This window comes from Salinicola acroporae (genome assembly GCF_003206615.1).
Classification (GTDB): domain Bacteria; phylum Pseudomonadota; class Gammaproteobacteria; order Pseudomonadales; family Halomonadaceae; genus Salinicola; species Salinicola acroporae.
On the sequence record NZ_PZJW01000002.1, the window covers coordinates 195364 to 215904 of the forward strand.

General features: G+C 64.7%; 17 protein-coding genes. 4 read left to right on the top strand and 13 right to left on the bottom strand.

From position 1 onward, the window contains the following. Positions 1 to 310 precede the first annotated feature (310 nt). A complete protein-coding gene (gene acnA, locus DOM54_RS02090; protein WP_110714757.1) occupies positions 311 to 3073 on the top strand; it encodes an aconitate hydratase AcnA in 2763 nt (920 codons plus the stop codon). A 432-nt stretch (positions 3074 to 3505) separates the two neighbouring features. On the opposite strand, the gene DOM54_RS02095 is transcribed toward acnA, so the two are convergent. From DOM54_RS02095 to ald, 7 genes are all read right to left on the bottom strand, one after another. Continuing rightward, positions 3506 to 5188, bottom strand: coding sequence for an NAD-dependent malic enzyme (locus DOM54_RS02095; protein ID WP_110714758.1), 1683 nt, complete (start codon positions 5186 to 5188; stop codon positions 3506 to 3508). A gap of 277 nt (positions 5189 to 5465) precedes the next feature. Next, positions 5466 to 6680 (bottom strand): YeeE/YedE family protein, encoded by a 1215-nt coding sequence (locus tag DOM54_RS02100; protein WP_110714759.1) that lies wholly within the window; start codon positions 6678 to 6680, stop codon positions 5466 to 5468. Positions 6681 to 6998: 318 nt separating this feature from the next. Beyond that, positions 6999 to 8012 carry a tryptophan--tRNA ligase gene (locus tag DOM54_RS02105; protein WP_110714760.1) on the bottom strand — a complete coding sequence of 338 codons (1014 nt, stop codon included), beginning with the start codon at positions 8010 to 8012 and terminating at the stop codon, positions 6999 to 7001. A gap of 122 nt (positions 8013 to 8134) precedes the next feature. After that, positions 8135 to 9553: a Na+/H+ antiporter NhaC family protein gene (locus DOM54_RS02110; protein WP_110714761.1), complete on the bottom strand. Its 1419-nt coding sequence runs from the start codon at positions 9551 to 9553 to the stop codon at positions 8135 to 8137. An 84-nt stretch (positions 9554 to 9637) separates the two neighbouring features. Continuing rightward, positions 9638 to 10927, bottom strand: a complete 1290-nt coding sequence (locus DOM54_RS02115; RefSeq protein WP_162619742.1) for an NAD(P)/FAD-dependent oxidoreductase — start codon at positions 10925 to 10927, stop codon at positions 9638 to 9640. 5 nt (positions 10928 to 10932) lie between these two features. Next, positions 10933 to 11730, bottom strand: coding sequence for an IclR family transcriptional regulator (locus DOM54_RS02120; RefSeq protein ID WP_240613730.1), 798 nt, complete (start codon positions 11728 to 11730; stop codon positions 10933 to 10935). Positions 11731 to 11931: 201 nt separating this feature from the next. Continuing rightward, complete coding sequence (gene ald / locus DOM54_RS02125) at positions 11932 to 13050, bottom strand: alanine dehydrogenase (RefSeq protein ID WP_110714764.1); 1119 nt, start codon at positions 13048 to 13050, stop codon at positions 11932 to 11934. A gap of 347 nt (positions 13051 to 13397) precedes the next feature. Here ald and DOM54_RS02130 point away from each other — a divergent pair, with 347 nt between their 5' ends. The 3 genes from DOM54_RS02130 to DOM54_RS02140 are packed head-to-tail and all read left to right on the top strand — an operon-like array spanning position 13398 to position 16632. Beyond that, positions 13398 to 14789 (top strand): amidase, encoded by a 1392-nt coding sequence (locus DOM54_RS02130; RefSeq protein ID WP_110714765.1) that lies wholly within the window; start codon positions 13398 to 13400, stop codon positions 14787 to 14789. Between the two features lie 54 nt (positions 14790 to 14843). After that, a complete protein-coding gene (locus tag DOM54_RS02135) occupies positions 14844 to 15125 on the top strand; it encodes a hypothetical protein (RefSeq protein ID WP_110714766.1) in 282 nt (93 codons plus the stop codon). Next, entirely contained in the window at positions 15118 to 16632 is a 1515-nt protein-coding gene (locus tag DOM54_RS02140) for a sodium:solute symporter family protein (RefSeq protein ID WP_110714767.1), read from the top strand. Before DOM54_RS02135 ends, DOM54_RS02140 begins: the two co-directional genes overlap by 8 nt. 58 nt (positions 16633 to 16690) lie before the next feature. Here the strand turns inward: DOM54_RS02140 and DOM54_RS02145 are convergent, their stop codons facing one another. The 6 genes from DOM54_RS02145 to rpmB form a co-directional block, all read right to left on the bottom strand. Continuing rightward, complete coding sequence (locus DOM54_RS02145; protein ID WP_110714768.1) at positions 16691 to 17131, bottom strand: acyl-CoA thioesterase; 441 nt, start codon at positions 17129 to 17131, stop codon at positions 16691 to 16693. A 50-nt stretch (positions 17132 to 17181) separates the two neighbouring features. After that, entirely contained in the window at positions 17182 to 17511 is a 330-nt protein-coding gene (locus DOM54_RS02150) for a putative signal transducing protein (protein WP_110714769.1), read from the bottom strand. 27 nt (positions 17512 to 17538) lie between these two features. Beyond that, entirely contained in the window at positions 17539 to 18729 is a 1191-nt protein-coding gene (locus DOM54_RS02155; RefSeq protein ID WP_110715090.1) for a class I SAM-dependent rRNA methyltransferase, read from the bottom strand. Positions 18730 to 18958: 229 nt separating this feature from the next. Next, the gene (gene mutM / locus DOM54_RS02160; RefSeq protein WP_110714770.1) at positions 18959 to 19774 is read right to left on the bottom strand and encodes a bifunctional DNA-formamidopyrimidine glycosylase/DNA-(apurinic or apyrimidinic site) lyase; all 816 of its coding nucleotides are present in this window, start codon (positions 19772 to 19774) and stop codon (positions 18959 to 18961) included. Between the two features lie 109 nt (positions 19775 to 19883). Beyond that, positions 19884 to 20039, bottom strand: coding sequence for a 50S ribosomal protein L33 (rpmG, locus tag DOM54_RS02165; protein WP_035472447.1), 156 nt, complete (start codon positions 20037 to 20039; stop codon positions 19884 to 19886). Positions 20040 to 20050: 11 nt separating this feature from the next. Next, positions 20051 to 20287 (bottom strand): 50S ribosomal protein L28, encoded by a 237-nt coding sequence (rpmB, locus tag DOM54_RS02170; RefSeq protein ID WP_110602189.1) that lies wholly within the window; start codon positions 20285 to 20287, stop codon positions 20051 to 20053. Positions 20288 to 20541 lie beyond the last annotated feature (254 nt).

The following is a 20541-nucleotide window of genomic DNA, read 5'->3' on the forward strand; positions in this document are numbered from 1 at the left end:
TCAAGGCCACACCGGACGATAGTCGTGAAGCATCCAATTGAAAATGCATGTTATCGTGCCCATGATGATTGTCGACAACCTGTTCGTCCGGCAGTCGCGGGGGTGATGCCGACGACTATCGAGCCTCTCGCGAGACCCGCTTCGGCGTGGCAGCGAAGTCCAGACAAATTCAGACACAAGAGCGGTGTACAGACACCCCATCGAAGGCGGTCGACAGCCGGGAACGCTGTCGGATCGTGGCTACGGAACCTGACAGGCTGGCTGGTGCCGATCATCGAGACCAGCCGCCGCCATGAGGAGGATAACCCTGATGTCTACCGACCCGAGTCACACGCTGGCGACGCTCGACGTCAACGGCACGACGTTTCACTACTACAGTCTACCCAAGGCGGCCGAGACGCTCGGCAACATCGACAAGTTGCCGATGACACTCAAGGTCCTGCTGGAAAACCAGTTGCGCTACGCCGACGACGCCACCGTGTCCGAGGAGGATATCCAGGCGCTGGCCGACTGGCTCAAGGAGGGCAAATCGACCCGTGAAATCGGCTATCGCCCGGCACGGGTCCTGATGCAGGACTTCACCGGCGTTCCCGGCGTGGTCGATCTGGCCGCCATGCGCGATGCCGTCAAGAAGCTTGGCGCGAAGGCAGAGCGGATCAATCCGCTATCGCCGGTGGATCTGGTCATCGATCACTCCGTCATGGTCGACCATTTCGGCGATGCGTCCGCGTTCAAGGACAACGTCGCCATGGAGATGGAACGCAACCTGGAGCGCTACGAATTCCTGCGCTGGGGTCAGAAAGCATTCGACAATTTCCGTGTCGTACCGCCGGGCACCGGCATCTGCCACCAGGTCAACCTGGAGTATCTCGGCAAGACGGTCTGGACCAAGGAGGTCGACGGCAAGACCTACGCCTTCCCCGATACCCTGGTCGGCACTGACTCCCACACCACCATGATCAACGGCCTGGGCATTCTCGGCTGGGGCGTCGGCGGCATCGAAGCCGAAGCCGCCATGCTCGGCCAGCCAGTGTCGATGCTGATCCCCGAGGTGGTCGGCTTCAAGCTGACCGGCAAGCTCAAGGAAGGCATTACCGCCACCGACCTGGTGCTGACCGTCACCCAGATGCTGCGCAAGAAAGGCGTGGTGGGCAAGTTCGTCGAATTCTACGGCGACGGCCTCGACGACCTGCCACTGGCGGATCGCGCCACCATCGCCAACATGGCACCGGAATACGGTGCGACCTGCGGCTTCTTCCCGGTCGACGACGAGACGCTCAACTACCTGCGCTTGACCGGTCGCGACGAAGATCAGATCGCGCTGGTCAAGGCCTACAGCCAGGCCCAGGGACTCTGGCGCGAACCAGGAGCGGAGCCGACTTTCACCGACTCGCTGGCACTGGACATGGATGAAGTCGAAGCCTCGCTGGCCGGTCCCAAGCGTCCCCAGGACCGCGTCGCCCTGACCGACCTGAAATCCACCTTCGAAGGGCTGATGAACGGCGATAAGCCGGACGCCTCGAAGGAAGAGCAAGGCAAGTGGATGTCCGAAGGTGGCGATACCGCGGTTGGCGCCCCGCCTGCCGACGGCGAAAGCTACCGGACCGGCAGCGATTACCGCACCGGTGACAGCCAGGAGGTGACCTACGACGACGAGACCTTCTCGCTCAACCACGGCGCCGTGGTGATCGCTGCCATCACCTCCTGTACCAACACCTCCAACCCCAGCGTAATGATGGCTGCCGGCCTGCTGGCGCGGAAGGCGCACGAGAAAGGGCTGACCACCAAGCCGTGGGTCAAGACTTCCCTCGCCCCCGGTTCCAAGGTGGTGACCGACTACCTGGCCGCCGGCGGCGTGCAAGGCGACCTCGACGCGCTCGGCTTCAACCTGGTCGGTTACGGCTGCACGACCTGCATCGGCAACTCCGGCCCGCTGCCCGAGCCGATCGAGAAGGCGGTCAACGACGGCGACCTCACCGTCGCCTCGGTGCTCTCTGGCAACCGCAACTTCGAAGGCCGCGTGCACCCGCTGGTCAAGACCAACTGGCTCGCCTCGCCGCCCTTGGTCGTCGCCTACGCCCTGGCCGGCAACGTCCGCAAGGACCTGTCCAAGGAGCCCCTGGGCAAGGATCAGGACGGTAACGACGTCTTCCTGAAGGATATCTGGCCGTCCCAGGCCGAGATTGCCGAGGCGGTGGAGAAGGTCAAGACCGAGATGTACCGCAAGGAGTACGCCGAGGTGTTCGACGGCGACGAGGCCTGGCAGTCGATCGAGTTCCCGGAGAGCGAGGTCTACGCCTGGTCCAAGGACTCCACCTATATCCAGCACCCGCCGTTCTTCGAGGGGATGGACAAGGAGCCGAAGCCGGTCGAGGACGTCAAGAATGCCCGCGTGTTGGCCAAGCTGGGCGACTCCGTCACCACCGACCACATCTCGCCGGCCGGATCGATCAAGCCGGACAGCCCCGCCGGCAAGTACCTGCAGGAGCATGGCGTCGCGGTGAAGGACTTCAACTCCTACGGCTCGCGTCGCGGCAACCACGAAGTGATGATGCGCGGCACCTTCGCCAACGTGCGTATCCGCAACGAGATGCTGGACAACGTCGAAGGCGGCTACACCCGGCATGTGCCCAGCGGCGAGCAGATGTCGATCTACGACGCGGCAATGAAGTATGCCGAGGACGATACCCCGCTGGTGGTCATCGCCGGCAAGGAGTACGGCACCGGCTCCTCCCGCGACTGGGCGGCCAAGGGTACGCGGCTGCTCGGCGTGCGCGCGGTCATCACCGAATCCTACGAGCGTATCCACCGCTCCAACCTGATCGGCATGGGCGTGCTGCCGCTGCAGTTCCCCGAGGGTGAAAGTCGCGAGACGCTGGGGCTCACCGGCGACGAGACCATCTCCATCGAAGGGCTGGCGGACCTGACCCCGGGCGCCAGCGTCAAGGTGACCATCGAAAGCGACAAGGGCGAGAAGAAGATCGACGCCCTGTGCCGCATCGACACCGCCAACGAGCTGGAGTACTACCGCCACGGCGGCATCCTCCACTACGTTCTGCGCAGCATGCTGTAAGCGCGCAGCGCATCGTTTGCACAGAAGGCAGCGAAGCCCCACCGATCGGTGGGGCTTTTTCGTGGATCCTGTGCCAAACGGACGAGGCGACTCATTTCATCTCCTCGTATTTACCACTGACCGGGCACCAACCTCCCTTCTGCTCATGGTCGTGAGGGGCAAGCCCCTCACACTCCCCTTCTTGACGCAGCGCAATAGCGAAACCCTGAACGCAGTCACGCTGAAGTCGGGTCGGCGCAAAAGGGCATCCTGCCCAACGCGCCTCTTGCGACATCCATGTCGCAAGACCCGATTCATCGCTCCCGCGTTCAGCGCTATTGCGGAGGCGTCGAAGGCTGCCACCTCTCGAGCGTGGAGAGAAATATCCATCAACGAACAAGCCCCGCTCTCGGGCGGGGCTTGTTCGTAGCTCGTAGCTCGTCGCTCACGACATCAGATCGAACGCCGACGATACTGCCGATAGCGCGGATACCAGAAGTGGCCATGGATCGCATCCCACAGCACTTCGTCGCTGGAGGAGAGCGCGACGCCATCCTGCTGGGCCTGCTTGCCGACGGCGAAGGCGATCAGTTGGCTGATCTCGCGGATGTCGCCAAGCGCCGGTAGCAGCGCTCCTTCGCCGGTCTTTACGATCGGCGCGCTGTCGGCGAGCGCATTGGACGCCGCCATCAGCATGTTATCGGTGACACGCGTCGCATTGGCGGCTATCACGCCAAGGCCGATGCCCGGGAAGATGTAGGAGTTGTTGCACTGGGCAATGGGGATCGTGCGACCGTCGATCTCCACCGGCGGGAACGGACTCCCCGTCGCCACCATCGCCTGGCCGTTGGTCCACGCCAGTACGTCCTGCGGAACCGCCTCGACCTTGGAGGTGGGGTTGGAGAGCGGCATGATCAGCGGATTCTCGCAGTTGGCGTTGAGCGTCTTGATCACTTCCTCGGTGAACAGGCCGCGCTGGCCGGAAACGCCGATCAGTATGGTCGGCTTGGCATTGCGGACCACGTCGAGCAACAGGCGGGTATCACTGTCAAAGCGCAACTCGGCGGGATCGTGGGCGAGCCGCTGCTGGAAGCTGTGCAGCCCCTCCATGTCGGTGGTCAGCAGGCCATCCTTGTCGACCATGAAGATGCGTTTTCTGGCGTCGGCTTCCGACAAGCCTTCGCGCGTCATCGCGATGACGATCTGCTCGGCGATACCGCAGCCAGCGGACCCAGCCCCGGCGAAGGTGATCGTCTGCTCGCTGAGCTTGGCGTTCTTGGCCTTGCACGACGCCAGCAACGTCGCCACGCAGACCGAGGCGGTGCCCTGGATATCGTCGTTGAAACAGCAGAGCTCGTCCCGATAACGCTCCAGCAGCGGCATCGCGTTGGTCAGGGCGAAATCCTCGAATTGCAGCAGCACGTTGGGCCAGCGAGCCTTCAGCGCCTCCATGAACAGGGTGATGAACTCGGCATATTCATCCGGCGACACGCGTTTGTGACGCCAGCCCATGTACATCGGATCGTCGAGCAGCTTCTGGTTGTTGGTACCGACATCCAGCGTGATCGGCAGCGTGTAGGCCGGGCTGATGCCACCACAGGCAGTATAGAGCGAGAGCTTGCCGATCGGGATGCCCATCCCGCCGATGCCCTGATCGCCGAGGCCGAGGATGCGCTCTCCGTCGGTGACCACGATCACGCGCACCTTGTCCTTGGTCGCACTGCGCAGGATGTCGTCCATCCGATGGCGGTCGGGATAAGAGATGAACAGGCCGCGATGGTTGCGATAGATATTGGAAAACTCTTCGCACGCCTCGCCCACCGTCGGGGTATAGATGATCGGCAGCATCTCCTCGAGATGCTCTTCCAGCAGACGGAAGAACAACGTCTCGTTGTCGTCCTGGATCGCCCGCAGATAGATATGCTTGTCGAGGTTGTTCTGGCACAGGGTGTACTGGTGATAGGCCCGTTCGAGCTGCTCTTCGATGCTCTCGACGTTCTGCGGCAGCAAGCCCACCAGATTGAACTCGACCCGTTCGTCACGGGTAAAGGCGCTACCCTTGTTGAGCAGCGGTGTTTCCAGCAGCGACGGTCCGGCGTAGGGAATGTAAAGCGGGCGCTTGGCGTGATCGGACATGAATCGACTCTCGCGGTAACCAACGAATGAAACGCGCCTGTCGGACGGGCGATCTCACCGGTCGTTGGTGCGGGCCCGATGGCGCATTGTCGTTATCGACCGTGCGGCTGCCACGCAACCGGACGGACGCCCCGGAGGAGACGAAGCCGACCGGGGCCGACCAGTATGCCATCTGCCGCCGCCGATGGCATGTCTGCCATGGCCCCCCTTACCAAAGACGTAACGGCGCACGACAAGCCCCGCCGTGGCGAAGCTTATCGGGTCGCGACCCGGTCGCTCAGCAGCTCGCCGCGACCGGCTTGGCCGGGCCGGGGAAGAACAGTGGGCGCAGCCGCACCCCAAGCATGTTGCCGGCGAACGCGGCCACCAGCCACAGCCAGCCATGCAGGCTGCCCGAGGCGATACCGCTGAAGTAGGCCCCGATGTTGCAGCCGAAGGCGAGCCGGGCGCCATAGCCAAGCAGCAGCCCGCCAATCACGGCCGCCGCCACGGAACGTAGCGGAATGCGCAGGCTCGGTGCGAAACGCCCTGCCAGCGACGCCGCCAGCGCGGCTCCCAGGATGACGCCGATGTTCATCACCGTGGTGATATCGCTGAAGATGCTGCTGTCGAGAGAAGCTGCGCGCCCGGGGTTCTGCCAATAGCCCCAGGCGGTGACATCGCCGCCCACGGCCTGGAACGCCTTGGCGCCCCACAGCGCGAAGGCCGAGGTGATTCCCCAGGGCCGCCCGGCCAGCGCCAGGGTCAGGTAGTTGAGCAGCGCCAGGCCGATCGCCCCGGCCAGAACCGGCCACGGTCCGGTCAGCCAGCGGCCCGGTCCCGGCGCCACCGATGAGGCCTGCTCCAGTTGTCCGTGACGACGCTTCTCCATGACGACCGTCACTGCGGCGATGCCCGCAAACAGCACCAGGCTGGCGGCGATACCCCCCCCGGTACCGAACAGATCGATCATCGAGGTCGGCTGGAACGCCGGCAGGCTCTGCCACCAGGCAAAGTGCGCCGTGCCGATCACCGAGCCGACGATGAAGAAGAGCAGCGTGATGACCATGCGAGCGTTGCCGCCCCCCACGGTGAACAGCGTCCCGGATGCGCAGCCGCCGCCCAGTTGCATGCCGATGCCGAACAGGAAAGCCCCGACGATGACGGAAACACCGATGGGCGAGACAAAACCCTCGACCGGATGGCCCAACAGCGTCCCCGCCCCCAGCGCCGGGAAGAACAGCACCACCGCCAGCGCCAGCATCACCATCTGCGCGCGCAGGCCGCGGCCTCGGCGCTCGGTGATGAACACCCGCCACGCCGAAGTGAAGCCAAAAGAGGCGTGATAAAGCACGATGCCGAGACCACCACCGACCAGCATCAGCCAGCCCTGATTGCCACCGAAGGCGAGGCCGACGGCCAGCGCGCCCAGCACCAGCAGCAGTGCGGCTATCCACGCCTTGGGCGAAAGCCGGCCGATGCCGGGCGGTGCCGTTTTCGTCAAAGTCGTCATAAAACAACCCCTTTCATAGACCAAAATCGAATGGACGATACTTTAGTCTTTTACTCAGGAATTCGAAAACGACGAAATGGTCTTTGGATAGACGGTTTTGTTATAGATGAATCGACGAAAGCGTCGGGCGTCGGGCGTCGGAAATCAGGGTAGGGTTCCGCTGGTGCCAATCGCCAGTGACACATGTCGCTGGCCATTGTCCTGGCTGGCTTCCCGAGCGCTCGGCGCCGGCTCGTGGCCGCCTTACCGCGCCCCGAAACTGACGCGGTCGTGGCTTCGTGGCTCGTGGCTCGTGGCTCGTGGCTCGTGGCTCAAAGCCTACTGGAACCGCCCCAGCCCTACCGCTACCCGCAGCCGTTCCATCAGGACATTGGCTTCGGCGCGGGCACGCTCGGCGCCGCGCTGCAGGACCTGCTCGATATGGCCGGGATCGTTGATCAGCGCTTCGTAGCGCTCGCGCGGTTCGCGCAGCTGCGCATCGAGGTACTCGAACACCTCGTTCTTGGCGTCGCCCCAGCCAATTCCCTCGGCGTAGCGGCGACGCATGTCGGCGCTCTCTTCCGCCGTGGCGAAGGCGCTGTAGATCTGGAACAGGGTGCAGGTTTCCGGGTCCTTCGGCTCGCCGGGCTCCAGCGAGTTGGTCTTGATCTTGCGCACCAGCTTCTGGAGCTTCTTGGCCGAGACGAATAGCGGGATGGTGTTGTCGTAGCTCTTGGACATCTTGCGCCCATCGAGCCCGCGCAGCACCTCGACCTTCTCGTCGACGATCGCCTCGGGCAGGGTGAAGTAGTCACCCTTGTAGATATGGTTGAAGCGCCCGGCCATGTCGCGGGCCATCTCGATATGCTGGATCTGGTCGCGCCCCACCGGCACCTGGTGGGCGTTGAACATCAGGATATCGGCGGCCATCAGCACCGGATAGCCGAACAGCCCCATGGTGACACCCCGATCCGGGTCGGGAATACCACCCTCTTCGTTCTCCGCCACCGCCGCCTTGTAGGCGTGGGAGCGGTTCATCAGCCCCTTGGCGCAGACGCAGGAGAGCAGCCAGGCAAGCTCCGGGATCTCGTGGATGTCGGACTGGCGATAGAAGATGGCGTTGTCGGTATCCAGCCCCAGCGCCAGCCAGGTGGCGGCGATCTCGAGCCGCGACTGCTGCACCCGCTGCGGGTCCTGCGCCTTGATCAACGCATGCAGGTCGGCGAGGAAATAGTAGGACTGGACGTCGGGATTCTGGCTCTCGGCGATGGCCGGCTTGATCGCGCCGACATAGTTGCCCAGATGCGGCGTACCCGTGGTGGTAATGCCGGTAAGAACGCGTCGCTGGCTCATGAACTCTTCGATCGATGGGAGAGTGGACGGGAAATGGCGAATGGCGGCAGTTTACCTTGCCGCCCGTGCCTTAGCGAACCCGCCTCGCCGTGCCCGCCATCAAGGCGCGGGCAGGCTAGGACTCAACCGATATCGACCAGGGTCACGCCCACCAGCAGATAGATCGCCAGGGAGACCAGGGCCACCGCCAGCGCATAGGGAATTTGGGTGCGCACATGGTCCATGTGGTCGCAGGCGGAGCCGGTCGAGGCGAGCACCGTGGTGTCTGACAGCGGCGAGCAGTGGTCGCCGAACACCCCGCCGCCGGCCACCGCGGCGATGGTAGCGTAGACCAGCGGCGTCAGCGTGTCACCGGTAAACACGAAGGCGACCGGTACCGAAATCGGCATCATGATCGCGAAGGTGCCCCAGGAAGAGCCGGTCGCAAAGGCGATGATCGCCGCCAGCAGGAAGGTGATCGCGGGCAGCAACGTCGGTGACAGCCAGTCGCGGCTGATCTCGACGATGAAGGCGGCCGTCCCCATCTCCTTCGAAAGCTGGTTGAGCGAATAGGCCAGCGCCAGGATCAGGATTGCCGGCATCACCCCTTTCATGCCGGCGGTGGCGGTCTTCATGATGTCGTTGAGGGGAATGCCCTGCAGCCGCATGATCACCCCCAGCACCACCGCCGCGGCAAGGAACGCCTCCATCGTCTTGGCCGAGCCCATGAACGCGAAGGTGCTCACGGCGACGCCAATCACGATCAGTACCGGTAGCACGAAGTTGAGAAACAGGTTGGTGCGCACGCCCTCGAACGGCTGCAGGTCGGTCAGCTCCTCGCCGAGCAGCGGGTCGGCACCGTCGCGGAACACCTTGCCCTCGTTCCGGGCACGGGCCTCGGCGCGCTTGAGCGGGCCGAACAGCGGCACCACGCCGACGATCACCAGCCCCACCACCAGCACCGAGAGCCAGGCGTAGAGATTGAACGGCACCGCGTAGACGAACGCCTGCATGGCCTGCCCCGCGGTATCGATCGGGCCCATGCCGATCAAGAGCCCGGAGATGAATACCGCCCAGCCGGTGATCGGCACCAGCACGCTGACCGGCGCCGATGTGGAGTCGGCGATATAGGCCAGCTTCTCGCGCGAGACGCGGTAGCGGTCGGTGAGCCCGCGCAGGGTGGAACCGACGAACAGCGGGCTGAAATAGTCGCTGAAGAACACGAACATGCCCATGAACCAGCCCACCAGTTGGACCCGCACCCGCGACAGCGCGCGCGCCTCGACCCAGGCGGTGAAGTTGCGGATCGCCCCGGTGCGCTGGAAGAAGGCGATCACGGTACCGATGAAAAGCTCCAGCAGCAGGATCCAGGAGAAATCCGTGGTCCCCAATGACGTCTTGAGCAGATTGGGAAAGCCGAACAGCCCCCGCCCCATGACCGTGACGCCGACGACGCAGGCCACGGCGAGGGAGAAGATCGTGTTACGCGTCGCGAACGCCAAGACGATGGCAAGACAAGCCGGCAACAGTGACAGCATGCCGTAGTGCACCTGTGGGTCCATGATGACTCCTTGATTGTTGTGCGTTGTGGGTCTCGATGACGCTTCGGTAGTAATGGACTTTCAATCGAAAGCGGCCAAGCGCGCTCAGGCCTCGTCACGCCCCTTGCGCTGTTCGTGGAAGCGAATGGCGTCGAAGGCCAACTTGCGAATGGGATCGGGCGGCATCCAGCTCGGCGTGCCGAAGAGGCCGGGAATATCGACTCCCCGCCTTTTCAGCGCGAGCTCCGCCAAGGCCTCGCCCAGCAAGGTGCCCTTGACGATGCCGCCGCCGTTGCATCCCGCCGACACGAACAGGTTCTCCGCCACTTCCCCCCACAGCGGGGCACCGTTGTAGGTCAGGCCGGTGGTGCCGCCCCAGACCCGCTCGAATTCAATGCCCGCCAGTTCCGGATAGCGTGCGACCAGGCTCGACTTGAGTCCGGCGGCGACGGCCGCGTTGTCCCTCTCCCGCTCGTAGCTGTACTGGGCGCGGATCATCAAGCGGCCATCCGCCGTGGTGCGTAACGTGCACCCCAGCCGGTGGCTTGGCAGTAGCCCCCAGGGCCCGGCTCCGATGGCAGCCGTCAGCCCCGGCGAGAGCGACGCGGTCAGCGCGGCGTAGGTGTAGATGGCGGTAAGGCGTGAGGCATCGGCGCCCAGAGGACGTGCGAAGGCGTTGTTGGCGAGCACCACCTGCCGGGCCCGCAGCGACCCTTTCGGGGTGCTGACCCGCCACGCCCGATTGTCCCGTTGCACGGCCAGTGCCGGGCTTCGTTCATGACACGCCACCGCCTCCGGCAGCGCGGCGACCAATCCGCGGATCAGCGCCGCCGGCTGAACGAGATAGCAGTCGGGCGAAAAGATTCCTTCGGCGTAGTAGCGGGTGCCCAGCGCGGCGTCGAGCTGCTCGCGCTCGAGGCGCTGGTGAGACAACCCCGCGGCCTCCAGAAAACCCCGATACCGGGCCAGCGCACGTCGCCCCTCGTCACCCCGGGCGGCCCGATAGGTACCGGTGCGCTGGAGCTGGCAGTCGATGGCGTGCTCGTCGACCTGCGCCTTGAGCGTTGCCATCGCTCGACGACTCAGCGCATTGAGTGTCGACATTCGTGCCAGTTGATCCGCGGACGCATCGTTGGCCAACGCGATTTCCAGCATGAATCCGGAGTTGCGCCCCGGACTGCCCTCCCCGGCCGCCTCGGCATCGATCATCACGATGCGACGGTCCGGCGCCAGACGATGATAGGTCCGCGCCACGGCGACGCCGGTGTAGCCCGCGCCCACGATCACCAGATCCGCGACCTGATCCCCCTGGAGCTCGGGTCGCGAGCTCGGGGCGGGCAGCAGCGCCTGCCAGCCGCAGGGGCGAAGATGGGACGGTTGAACCGCTTTCGACATGATCGTCATTCCGTCTGCAATAAACCGTGGGCCTGCGACACCAGGCTCTCGGCCTGCTCCGCCATCATCGCCAGCACTTCCTGGCGATGAGCCGGCGTCATCCGCGACTTGAGCATCGAGCAACTGAAGGCGCCGAGACAGCGTCCGCTGTGGTCGAGAATGGGAATCGCCAGGCCCGTGAATTCCGGCAGGCTAGACCCCTCGACGCCGCGGGCGTGGCCCGCCTGATGGAAACGCGCGATCTCACGCTCGACGGCGTCGACGCTGATCTCGTAGCGGTCTTGCAGTAGCTCGCGGTTGGCCGCGAGGATCCATTCACGTTCCCGGCTCTCGAGCGAGGCCAGCAGCGCGATCGAAGCCTGCCCCACGCCCAGCGGCACGCGACCGCCGATCGAGGCCACGAAACTGCCTACCGGATAGGCGCCGTTCTGGACTTCGAGGCAGACCGCGTGGCGGCCGTCGTGGGCAAACAGGTAAAAGCTGTCGCCAAGTCGCTGCGCCAGTTCGAGCAATCTGGGGCGAGCCAGATCGCGAAGACTGCCGCCATTGCCCGCTTCGGCACCGAGTACCAGCAGCTCGTAACCCAGCAGATAGCGATGACGCAGCGGTGAGGAGCGCAGGAACCCCTCCTCGCGCAACCCCTTGAGCAGCCGGTAGATGGTGGGGCGGCTCAGTTCGGTGGCATCGAGATAATCGTCGATGCCAGCGCCGCGGGCGCCGCACGCCGCGGTCGCCCGCAGCAGCGCCATCACATGGCGCAGGGTGGAAGGTGTCTGGGAGGATTCACGCGAAGTTGATGGCACGTCGACGACTCGAAACCGGGATCTCTGCCGAGCATACCGAGACGTGTTGTCGAGTTCGTCTCACATAGCGAGATTCTTACCCACTGCATGTCAGCCAAGGCCGCACGACGACAGCCTGAAACCGAAAGCGGCGCCGACAATGTCGGCGCCGCTGATTGGTCGATCTCGCCTGCTGGCCCCCGCCCCGGAGGGTGCTCGACCTCAGCCCTGCAGAATCTGCTCGGTTGCAACCACTTCCAGCCCGAACGCTTCGCCAACGGCGGTGTAGGTCACCTGGCCGGCATGAACGTTGAGGCCGGCGCGGAAATGCGCATCATCGGCCAGGGCCTGCTTCCAGCCCTTGTCGGCCAGCGCGATCACGAACGGCAACGTGGCGTTGGTCAACGCCTGGGTCGAGGTGCGCGCTACCGCGCCGGGCATGTTGGCGACACAGTAGTGCACGATCCCGTCTACCATGTAACTGGGCTCGGCATGGGTCGTCGGCTTGCTGGTCTCGAAGCAGCCGCCCTGATCGATCGCCACGTCCACCAGCACGCTGCCCGGCTTCATCTCGCCGAGCATTGCTCGGGTGATCAGCTTGGGGGCGGCCGCGCCGGGGACCAGCACGGCGCCAATGATCATGTCGGACTCGCGCACCGCGGCCTCCAGCGTCTCGGTAGTCGAATAGACTGTGCGAATCCGGCCCTGGTAACGATGGTCGAGCACTTCCAGCCGGGGCAGGGACTTGTCGAGGATGGTCACCTCGGCACCCAGCCCCAGCGCCATGCGCGCGGCATTCTCGCCGACCACGCCGCCGCCGATCACCGTGACCTTGGCCGGCGCCACGCCGGGCACGCCCGGCAGCAGTATGCCAGCACCGCCCTGGGCCTTCTCCAGGCTATGGGCTCCCGCCTGGACGGCCATGCGGCCGGCGACGCGACTCATCGGCGCCAACAGCGGCAACCCACCGAGATCGTCGGTGACGGTCTCATAGGCGATGCAGGTGGCGCCGCTGTCGATCAGGCCGCGGGTAAGCGTCTCCTCTGCGGCCAGGTGCAGGTAAGTGAACAGCGTCTGCTCCGGGCGCAGCCGGGCGACCTCTTCCGCCTGCGGCTCCTTGACCTTGAGGATCAACTCCGCGCTCGCCCATAGCGCATCGACATCGGCCACGATGTCGGCGCCGGCCTCGCGATAGGCGTCGTCCGGATAGCCGGATCCAATCCCCGCCTCCGCCTGGACCCGGACCCGATGGCCTCGCGCCACCAGTTCACGCACGCCGCCCGGGGTCAGGGCGACGCGATATTCATGGTTCTTGATTTCCTTGGGGACGCCGATATGCATGGTCGTTGCCTCGATCTCTGGTTGTCATTGAAGGATCGCAGGGATTACAGCACAACAGCGATAAGGACGGGATAGCGCGCCAGAAAAGACGCAAATTCACTAAAATAGGGATTCTGGCAAAAAATATTCTTGAAAAAAGCGTCATGAAAAGTTGATCAAACCAATCAGCACTAACACCTCCTGCCATCGTCGCGCCGACGTGAGTTCACGCTGCGTCGCCACCGGGCCTGGCCCGACAGGTACTGGATCATTACACCGCGCTGGCCAATTGGCGGTGGCGAACGCCCGCCAATACGCGGCATGCTGGAGACCGATACCCACGACAATGCCAACGGGATCCTCTCACCATGAACCTCCTCGATGCATCCGCGACGACCCTGCTGACCGGTTTTCGCGACGGTCGCTTTTCGCCCGCCGACTACGTCGCAGAGCTCATTCCCCACATTCGGGCCTGGGAGCCTCACATCAACGCGCTCTATGCCTACGACGAGGCGACGCTGACGACCGAGGCCGCCGAAGCCACCCGACGCTGGCGTAACGGTGCGCCTCTGGGCCCCCTCGATGGTATTCCGGTCACGATCAAGGAGTTGATCGCCACCCGCGGCGTGCCGGTTCCGCAGGGAACCGTGGTCACCGAACTGACGCCGGCCCGCGACGATGCCCCGCCATCGGCACGGCTGAGGGAAGACCGAGCCCTGATCTTCGCCAAGACGACCTGCCCCGATTTCGGCATGATGTCCTCCGGCGTCTCGACCTTTCACGGGCTGACCCGCAATCCCTGGAAGCTCGACGCCAATCCGGGCGGCTCCAGTTCCGGCGCCGGCGCGGCGGCCGCCGCCGGCCTCGGACCGCTGCATGTCGGCACCGACATTGGTGGCTCGGTGCGCCTTCCGGCCGCGTGGTGCGGTCTGGTCGGGTTCAAGCCCACGTTGGGGCGCATTCCCATCGACCCCTGCTATACCGGGCGTTGTGCCGGACCGATGACCCGCACGGTCGAGGACGCCGCGCTGATGATGCACACGCTCTCCCGCACCGATCGCCGCGATCCGACCCGCCTGCCGCCATCCCGGATCGACTGGATGGACCTCTCGCTCGAGCTGTCGGGCCTCCGGCTTGGCGTGATGCTCGACGCCGGCTGCGGCATGGCCGTCGATCCTCAGCTCCTGGCGGCCGTGGAAGCCGCCGCGGCGGGGTTCGAGCGCGCCGGGGCCACGCTGGTGCCGGTAGCACCGGTGATGACCCGCGAGATGCTCGACGGCCTCGACAATTTCTGGCGCGCGCGACAGTGGAAGTCGCTGGCGGCCTTGAGCGCGTCGCAGCGCACCCGGATCTTCCCCATGATCACCCAATGGGCGGCACGCGGCGCCGAGTTGAGCGCGGTCGATGTCGTCCACGGCTTCGAGCAGACCTTTGCCATGCGCCGTGCCACGGAGGCCGCGTTCGACGATGTCGACGCCATACTCTCCCCGACGACGCCGGTCTACAGCTTCCCCGCCGAGCACGGCCACCCCTCCAACGACCCGGAGCATCCGTTCGAGCACCTGGGCTTCACGCTGCCCTGGAACATGGGCGAGCAGCCGGCCTTGTCCATCAACGGCGGTTTCGGTCGCGACGGCCTGCCGCTCGGCATTCAACTGGTCGCGCCAAGGTTCGAGGATCATCGGGTGCTGCAGCTCGCCCGGCTCTTCGAACAGTGGCGGGGGCCGATTCGCGACTGGCCGACACCACCACGAAGCTGAACCGGGGGCTTGGGCACGGTATCCTCGCCAACCACAAGATGCTGGAGTCATCTCATGAACCACCGCTTGATCCGCCCTGCCACGAGGAGAGGGAAGGCGCTGCTGGCCCTCTTCCTGCTGGTCATCCTGGCCGGGCTGTGGCCGGCCGTACTGCTGGCCAATCACGCCGTGCTGATACTGGGCCTGCCGGCGCTGGCGGCCTGGTCCTGCCTGATCATCCTCGCATCGACCGGCGTAATGCTGCTGGCCAACCGGCTGCTGCCCCTGCCGACCTCGATCACCCAGGCAGATCCGACGAAAGCCGCATCAGGACCGGGAGAGCGTGTCGATGAGTGAGCCGATTCCGCTGCTGATGACGCTGGCCTACGTGGCCGTGGCGCTGTGGCTGGGGGTTCGTGCCCGCGGCAGTCATCGCATGGACAGTCTCGAGCAGTGGGGCGTCGCCGGACGCAGCATGGGGCCCGTGGTGATGTATCTGCTGATGGGCGCCGGCAGCATCAGCGCCTACACCTTCATGGGCGCGCCGGGCTGGGCCTGGAGCAAGGGCGTGCCGGTATTCTACGTCGTCATCTACCTGAGCTATCTGGCCTTGATCGCCTGGTACTGCGGCCCCCGGGTGTGGGCGTTCGGCGCCAGACTCGGCCACGTCACCCAGGCCCAGGCGGTGGCGGATCGCTTCGAGAGTCCGCTGCTCGGCGCGCTGACGTCACTGGTGATGTCGATCGGCGCCATGGCCTATGCCGTCCTCCAGACCATCGGCGCGGCCTACATCCTGGAAGTGATGAGCGGCGGCCTGCTGCCCTTCACGCTCAATATCTGGCTGGTACTGGGTACCATCGCGATCTATCTGTTCATCAGCGGCCAGCGCGCCATCGGCGTGACCAACGCGTTTCAGGGCGGCCTGATGCTGATCGTGGCCTGGACGATCGGGCTCTGGGCAGCTCATCGGCTGACCGGCGACTGGTGGTTCGGCGGGGTCTTCGAACGCCTGCGCGACACCCATATCGACTTCCTGACGCTGCCGGGCGGCCTCGGCGACATGAGTTTCGCCTTCTGGACCTCGTCGATCATCGTCTCGATGTTCTCGTTCCAGCAGCCGGTCTGGCTGCAGTGGATGAGCGCCGACTCGGCCCAGAGCATCCGCCGCAGCGCCAGTTGGCTGCCGACCTACTACTTCGTCATCCTGCCGATGGTGGTGGTCGGTTTCATTGGCATCTTCAGCCTGCCCGACCTGGAGCGCGCCGACACCGTCGCCCTGCAGCTGGCATTCCAGCAGATGCCACCGATACTGGTCGGCCTGCTCGGCGCCGGCACGCTGGCCGCCGCGATGTCCTCCAGCGAGCCCTACATCCACGGCACCGCGCTGACCTGGACCCGGGACGTGATCCGCCCGCTGTTCAAGCTTTCGGAGCGACGCACCGGCCAGCTCGCGCGATACCTGATCTTTCCGATCATGCTGCTGATCGTCGGCCCGGTGGCCATGCTCAATCCCGGCAACCTGATCATGATCCTGCTGGTCGGGCTCGGCTTCGCCGCCCAGATGCTGCCGGCCTTCATCGGCCTGTTCGTGTGGCCGCGAGCCACCCGAACCGGGGTGCTGTGTGGACTGTCGGCGGGGTTCATCGTGACCGCCCTGTTCACGGTGGTGTGGCCCAACCCGCTCGGCGTCCACGCCGGCGCCTGGGGCTTGATCGTCAATCTACCGCTGTTCGTCGCCGTTTCCCGGGTCACGCGTCCGGCCAGCGACGCAACACTCGCGCGCTTCATGGCGATCGTCGCCCCGCGCCGCCCGACATCTCGCTCGGCCGGTGAACGCGAGCCAACGTCTTCCACCATCACATGAGCCGAAGCGCCACCGGCCCCNNGGGGCCGGTGGCGCTTCGATTCGGCGAATTTGCGCTTCAGCGATCCGCAGTGACGCAGGCGCCCCCGTAGACCTCGGCGAAACGCGACGGCATGCGTTTCGGCCGGCAGCTCTCCATATCGATGCAGACGAAGCGGGTATGCGCACGCAGCAACGTGCGGGACGTTTCGACGTGGCGCAACTGGAAGCGCCGCTCCAGCGACAGACGGCCATCGCAACTGACGATCCAGGTCGAGAGCTGCAAGCGGTCGCCCTCGAAGGCCGGTGCCAGATAGTCCAGTTCATGACGGTGAACGACCATGCCGCGATTGAGCGCGCGATAGTCCTCCAGCGTCAGCCCCAGCGCGCGCGAGTGCGCCCAGCTGGCACGCTCGACCCAGCGCAGATACTCGGCGTTGTTGACGTGGCCATAGTGATCGATGCTCGAGCGCTCGACATCGATATCGATCACGAAAGGCGTGGGCAGGTCCCAGTCCATGCAAACCTCCTGGCTTGAATCAGACGACGCCGCAATGGCAGCGACGGGGATCAGTTGCGATCCGGGCGGTCGCGACCGCACTGCCAGCAACGGTCGAAAACGCCCTCGAGCCGTTCCCCGCAGCCCTGGCAGCGCCACTCGGGCATGGCCGTGGCGGGACCCTCGAGAGCCTCTCGAACCAGCTCGATCGCCTGCGCCTCGGCCGAGGCGGCCACCCAGACCTCTGCCTCGCACTGATCGGGCGGCAGCTCGCCCGCCCCGCCGGCCAGGGTCATGTTGCGCAACGTGGCCGCAACGCCGGCGCTCTCGATCACGTTACGAACATGACTGACCAACAAGACATTGGCGTGACGAAAGACCCGTACCTGTTCGACGTTCATCTCACCGCAACCGGATCGTCGCGATCATCAATTCCGGAACACCCGCACGCCAAGCGCTTTCAGGTAAGCGGTCTCGGGGATCGACGGATGCACCGGGTGATCACCGGCCTGGCCACCGCGATAGATGATCTGACCGTGACGATCCTGGTGGCGAACCGCGCCACGCACGCATTCGACCAGACGCTCCTCGAACAGGTGCATGGAACAGGAGGCCGACATCAACAGGCCATCGCGACCCAGCAGCCGCATCGCTCCGCGATTGAGACGCGCGTAGGCGCGCTCGCCATTGGCGAGATCCTTGCGCTTCTTGATGAACGCCGGCGGATCGAGCACCACCACATCGAACTTCTCGCCCTCGGCACGCAGTGCCGTCATGGCCTCGAAAACATCACCGTGGCCGACCGAGACCTGCTCGTGGAGCCCGTTGAGGGCAGCGTTCTCGGCTACGCGGTCGAGCGCCGTCTGCGACGCATCCACACACAGGACCTCGCTGGCGCCGTGCGCCGCCGCCTGCACGCCCCAGCCGCCGACGTAGCTGAACAGATCGAGCACCCGCTTGCCGGCGACCAGACCGTTGAGCCAGGCGCGGTTGGCGCGATGGTCGTAGAACCAGCCGGTCTTCTGACCGTCCAGTACCGGCGCCAAGAAGCGGACACCGTTCTCTTCCAGCAGCACCTCGTCCGGCAGTTCTCCGTGAACTACCGCCACTTCGGACTCGAGCTGCTCCAGGCGTCGGCCGCTGGAGTCGTTCTTGAACACGATCGCCCGCGGCGAAAGTACCTTGTCGAGCGCCGCTATCACCTCGTCACGCACCGTCTCCATGCCGAGGGTATTGAGCTGGACCACGAGCACGTCGTCGAACCGATCGACGATCAGGCCCGGCAACAGGTCGCCCTCGCCATGGATCAGACGATAGAACGGCTTGGCGAACAGCCGGTCGCGCAGCGCCAGCGCCTGATTGAAGCGGTGCACCAGCAGCGAGCGATCGAGTCGAACATCGGCATCGCGGGAGACGACACGAGCGCAGATCAGCGAGTTCGGATTGACATAGGCAACGCCCAAAGCCTTGCCGTTGGCGGCCTCGATAGTCACCTGCGCCCCCGGTTCCAGGCCCTTGAGCGGTGTGGCCTGAATATCGATCTCGTTGGAATAGAGCCACAGGTGGCCCGCCTTGAGACGACGATCGGCATTCTTCTTGAGGCGCAGGGTCTGGGTCACGATTGACTCCATTGGCGGGGCTCCATCGGGAAGGACAACAGCAAAAGAGATAAAAAGCGTTTCGGGCGGCGCGATATCGAACGGAGATGCTGGCGCATTCTAACAACACCCGCGAATTCCCCAACCCTCGGAGGCATATATCGGCCAGCCACCGCGCCCGAGTTGGAAAACGAGTGAGCGGCAAGGTTCCCGCTTCATCGGCCAAGATGCCGACGGAGACGGCGAGCGTTCAGGTCTGGCAGATCGCACAGTACACCGTGGCGCGCTGCCCCAGCACGATATGGCGCAGCTCCAGGCCGCAATGGCGGCAGGGCTGCCCCCCACGCCCATAGACGTTGAGCCGCTGCGCGAAGTAACCCGGTTCGCCACTACCACTGACGAAATCCCGCAGCGTCGTGCCGCCCTGGGTGATCGCCGCCGCCAGCACCGTCTTGATCGCGTCGACGAGGCGCTCGAAACGTTCGAGCGAGACGCGCCCGGCGGCTCGACGCGGGTCGATACCGGCCATGAACAGCGCCTCGGTGGCGTAGATATTGCCCACGCCCACGACCACCGCGTTGTCCATGATGAAGGTCTTCACCGCGGCGCGGCGTCCCCGGGAAAGCCGGTAGAGTCGCTGGCCATCGAACGCCGGCGACAGCGGTTCCGGCCCCAGCCTCGACAGTCGGGTATCCGATTCGACGCCTCCCGCCAGCCAGTCGACGAAGCCGAAGCGACGGGGATCGTGATAGCGCAGGATATTGCCACCCTCGAACACCACGTCGACATGATCGTGCTTCTTGGGCTGGTCGCCGACACGAGCGATGCGCAGGCTTCCGGACATGCCGAGATGCCACAGCAGGGTGCGTTCCGCCAGCGGCAGCAGCAGATACTTGGCGCGCCGGGAAAGCTCGCCGAACCGGGCACCGATCAACGTCGATTCCAGATCGCCAGGGATCGGCACGCGCAGGCTGCGTTGGCGCACGATGACCTCGACGATCTCCCACCCCTCGACGTGGGGAGCAATACCGCGGCGGGTGGTCTCGACTTCGGGGAGCTCGGGCATGCGTCTGTTCTCGCGGTTCGGTTACCACAAACGAGAAAACCCGGTCGAGGACCGGGTTTTCCGTACTGTCATTCCAGCGCTGGCATTTCAGCACTGGCGGAAAGCTAGATCACTTGATCTTGGCTTCCTTGTAGATGACGTGCTTGCGAACGACCGGATCGTACTTCTTGAATTCCAGCTTGTCCGGGGTGTTACGCTTGTTCTTGGCCGTGGTGTAGAAGTGGCCGGTACCGGCACTGGACACCAACTTGATCTTGTCACGCATGTCTCGACTCCTTAAAGGCTGGCGCCACGCTTGCGAATGTCGCTGAGCACCGCATCGATGCCCTTCTTGTCGATGATGCGCATGCCCTTGGAGGACAGACGCAGCTTGACGAAACGCTTCTCGGATTCGACCCAGAAACGATGCGTGTGCAAGTTCGGGACGAAACGACGACGTGTCTTGCGCTGTGAGTGCGAGACGTTGTTACCAGTCACCGGACGCTTACCGGTAACCTGACAAACTTGGGACATGGAAGCCTCCGACCACTGGCGGGTTGGGTTGTTCGGTTTATCTCGGGCATTCGGTGTCGAGATTGCTTTTCGCGATTCTTCCTGCCATCTCCAAAACGCTCGAAATGGCGGGCCGTCACCGTATGCCCCGATTCAAAGGGCGTACTTTATACCAGAGCCCCCTGCTCTTCGCAACAGCCGACGCCCTGCGAGCACCGCGTCGGCTGTTGCCGATACACCGCTGGAGCGGCGACCACCCGAGAACATGGCGCGGC

What these genes read in the sequence shown, in the direction of transcription:
- acnA (WP_110714757.1), top strand. Translation starts at nt 311, where the DNA reads ATGTCTACCGACCCGAGTCACACGCTGGCGACGCTCGACGTCAACGGC.
- DOM54_RS02095 (WP_110714758.1), bottom strand. Translation starts at nt 5,188, where the DNA reads ATGTCCGATCACGCCAAGCGCCCGCTTTACATTCCCTACGCCGGACCG.
- DOM54_RS02100 (WP_110714759.1), bottom strand. Translation starts at nt 6,680, where the DNA reads ATGACGACTTTGACGAAAACGGCACCGCCCGGCATCGGCCGGCTTTCG.
- DOM54_RS02105 (WP_110714760.1), bottom strand. Translation starts at nt 8,012, where the DNA reads ATGAGCCAGCGACGCGTTCTTACCGGCATTACCACCACGGGTACGCCG.
- DOM54_RS02110 (WP_110714761.1), bottom strand. Translation starts at nt 9,553, where the DNA reads ATGGACCCACAGGTGCACTACGGCATGCTGTCACTGTTGCCGGCTTGT.
- DOM54_RS02115 (WP_162619742.1), bottom strand. Translation starts at nt 10,927, where the DNA reads ATGTCGAAAGCGGTTCAACCGTCCCATCTTCGCCCCTGCGGCTGGCAG.
- ald (WP_110714764.1), bottom strand. Translation starts at nt 13,050, where the DNA reads ATGCATATCGGCGTCCCCAAGGAAATCAAGAACCATGAATATCGCGTC.
- DOM54_RS02130 (WP_110714765.1), top strand. Translation starts at nt 13,398, where the DNA reads ATGAACCTCCTCGATGCATCCGCGACGACCCTGCTGACCGGTTTTCGC.
- DOM54_RS02135 (WP_110714766.1), top strand. Translation starts at nt 14,844, where the DNA reads ATGAACCACCGCTTGATCCGCCCTGCCACGAGGAGAGGGAAGGCGCTG.
- DOM54_RS02140 (WP_110714767.1), top strand. Translation starts at nt 15,118, where the DNA reads ATGAGTGAGCCGATTCCGCTGCTGATGACGCTGGCCTACGTGGCCGTG.
- DOM54_RS02145 (WP_110714768.1), bottom strand. Translation starts at nt 17,131, where the DNA reads ATGGACTGGGACCTGCCCACGCCTTTCGTGATCGATATCGATGTCGAG.
- DOM54_RS02150 (WP_110714769.1), bottom strand. Translation starts at nt 17,511, where the DNA reads ATGAACGTCGAACAGGTACGGGTCTTTCGTCACGCCAATGTCTTGTTG.
- mutM (WP_110714770.1), bottom strand. Translation starts at nt 19,774, where the DNA reads ATGCCCGAGCTCCCCGAAGTCGAGACCACCCGCCGCGGTATTGCTCCC.
- rpmG (WP_035472447.1), bottom strand. Translation starts at nt 20,039, where the DNA reads ATGCGTGACAAGATCAAGTTGGTGTCCAGTGCCGGTACCGGCCACTTC.
- rpmB (WP_110602189.1), bottom strand. Translation starts at nt 20,287, where the DNA reads ATGTCCCAAGTTTGTCAGGTTACCGGTAAGCGTCCGGTGACTGGTAAC.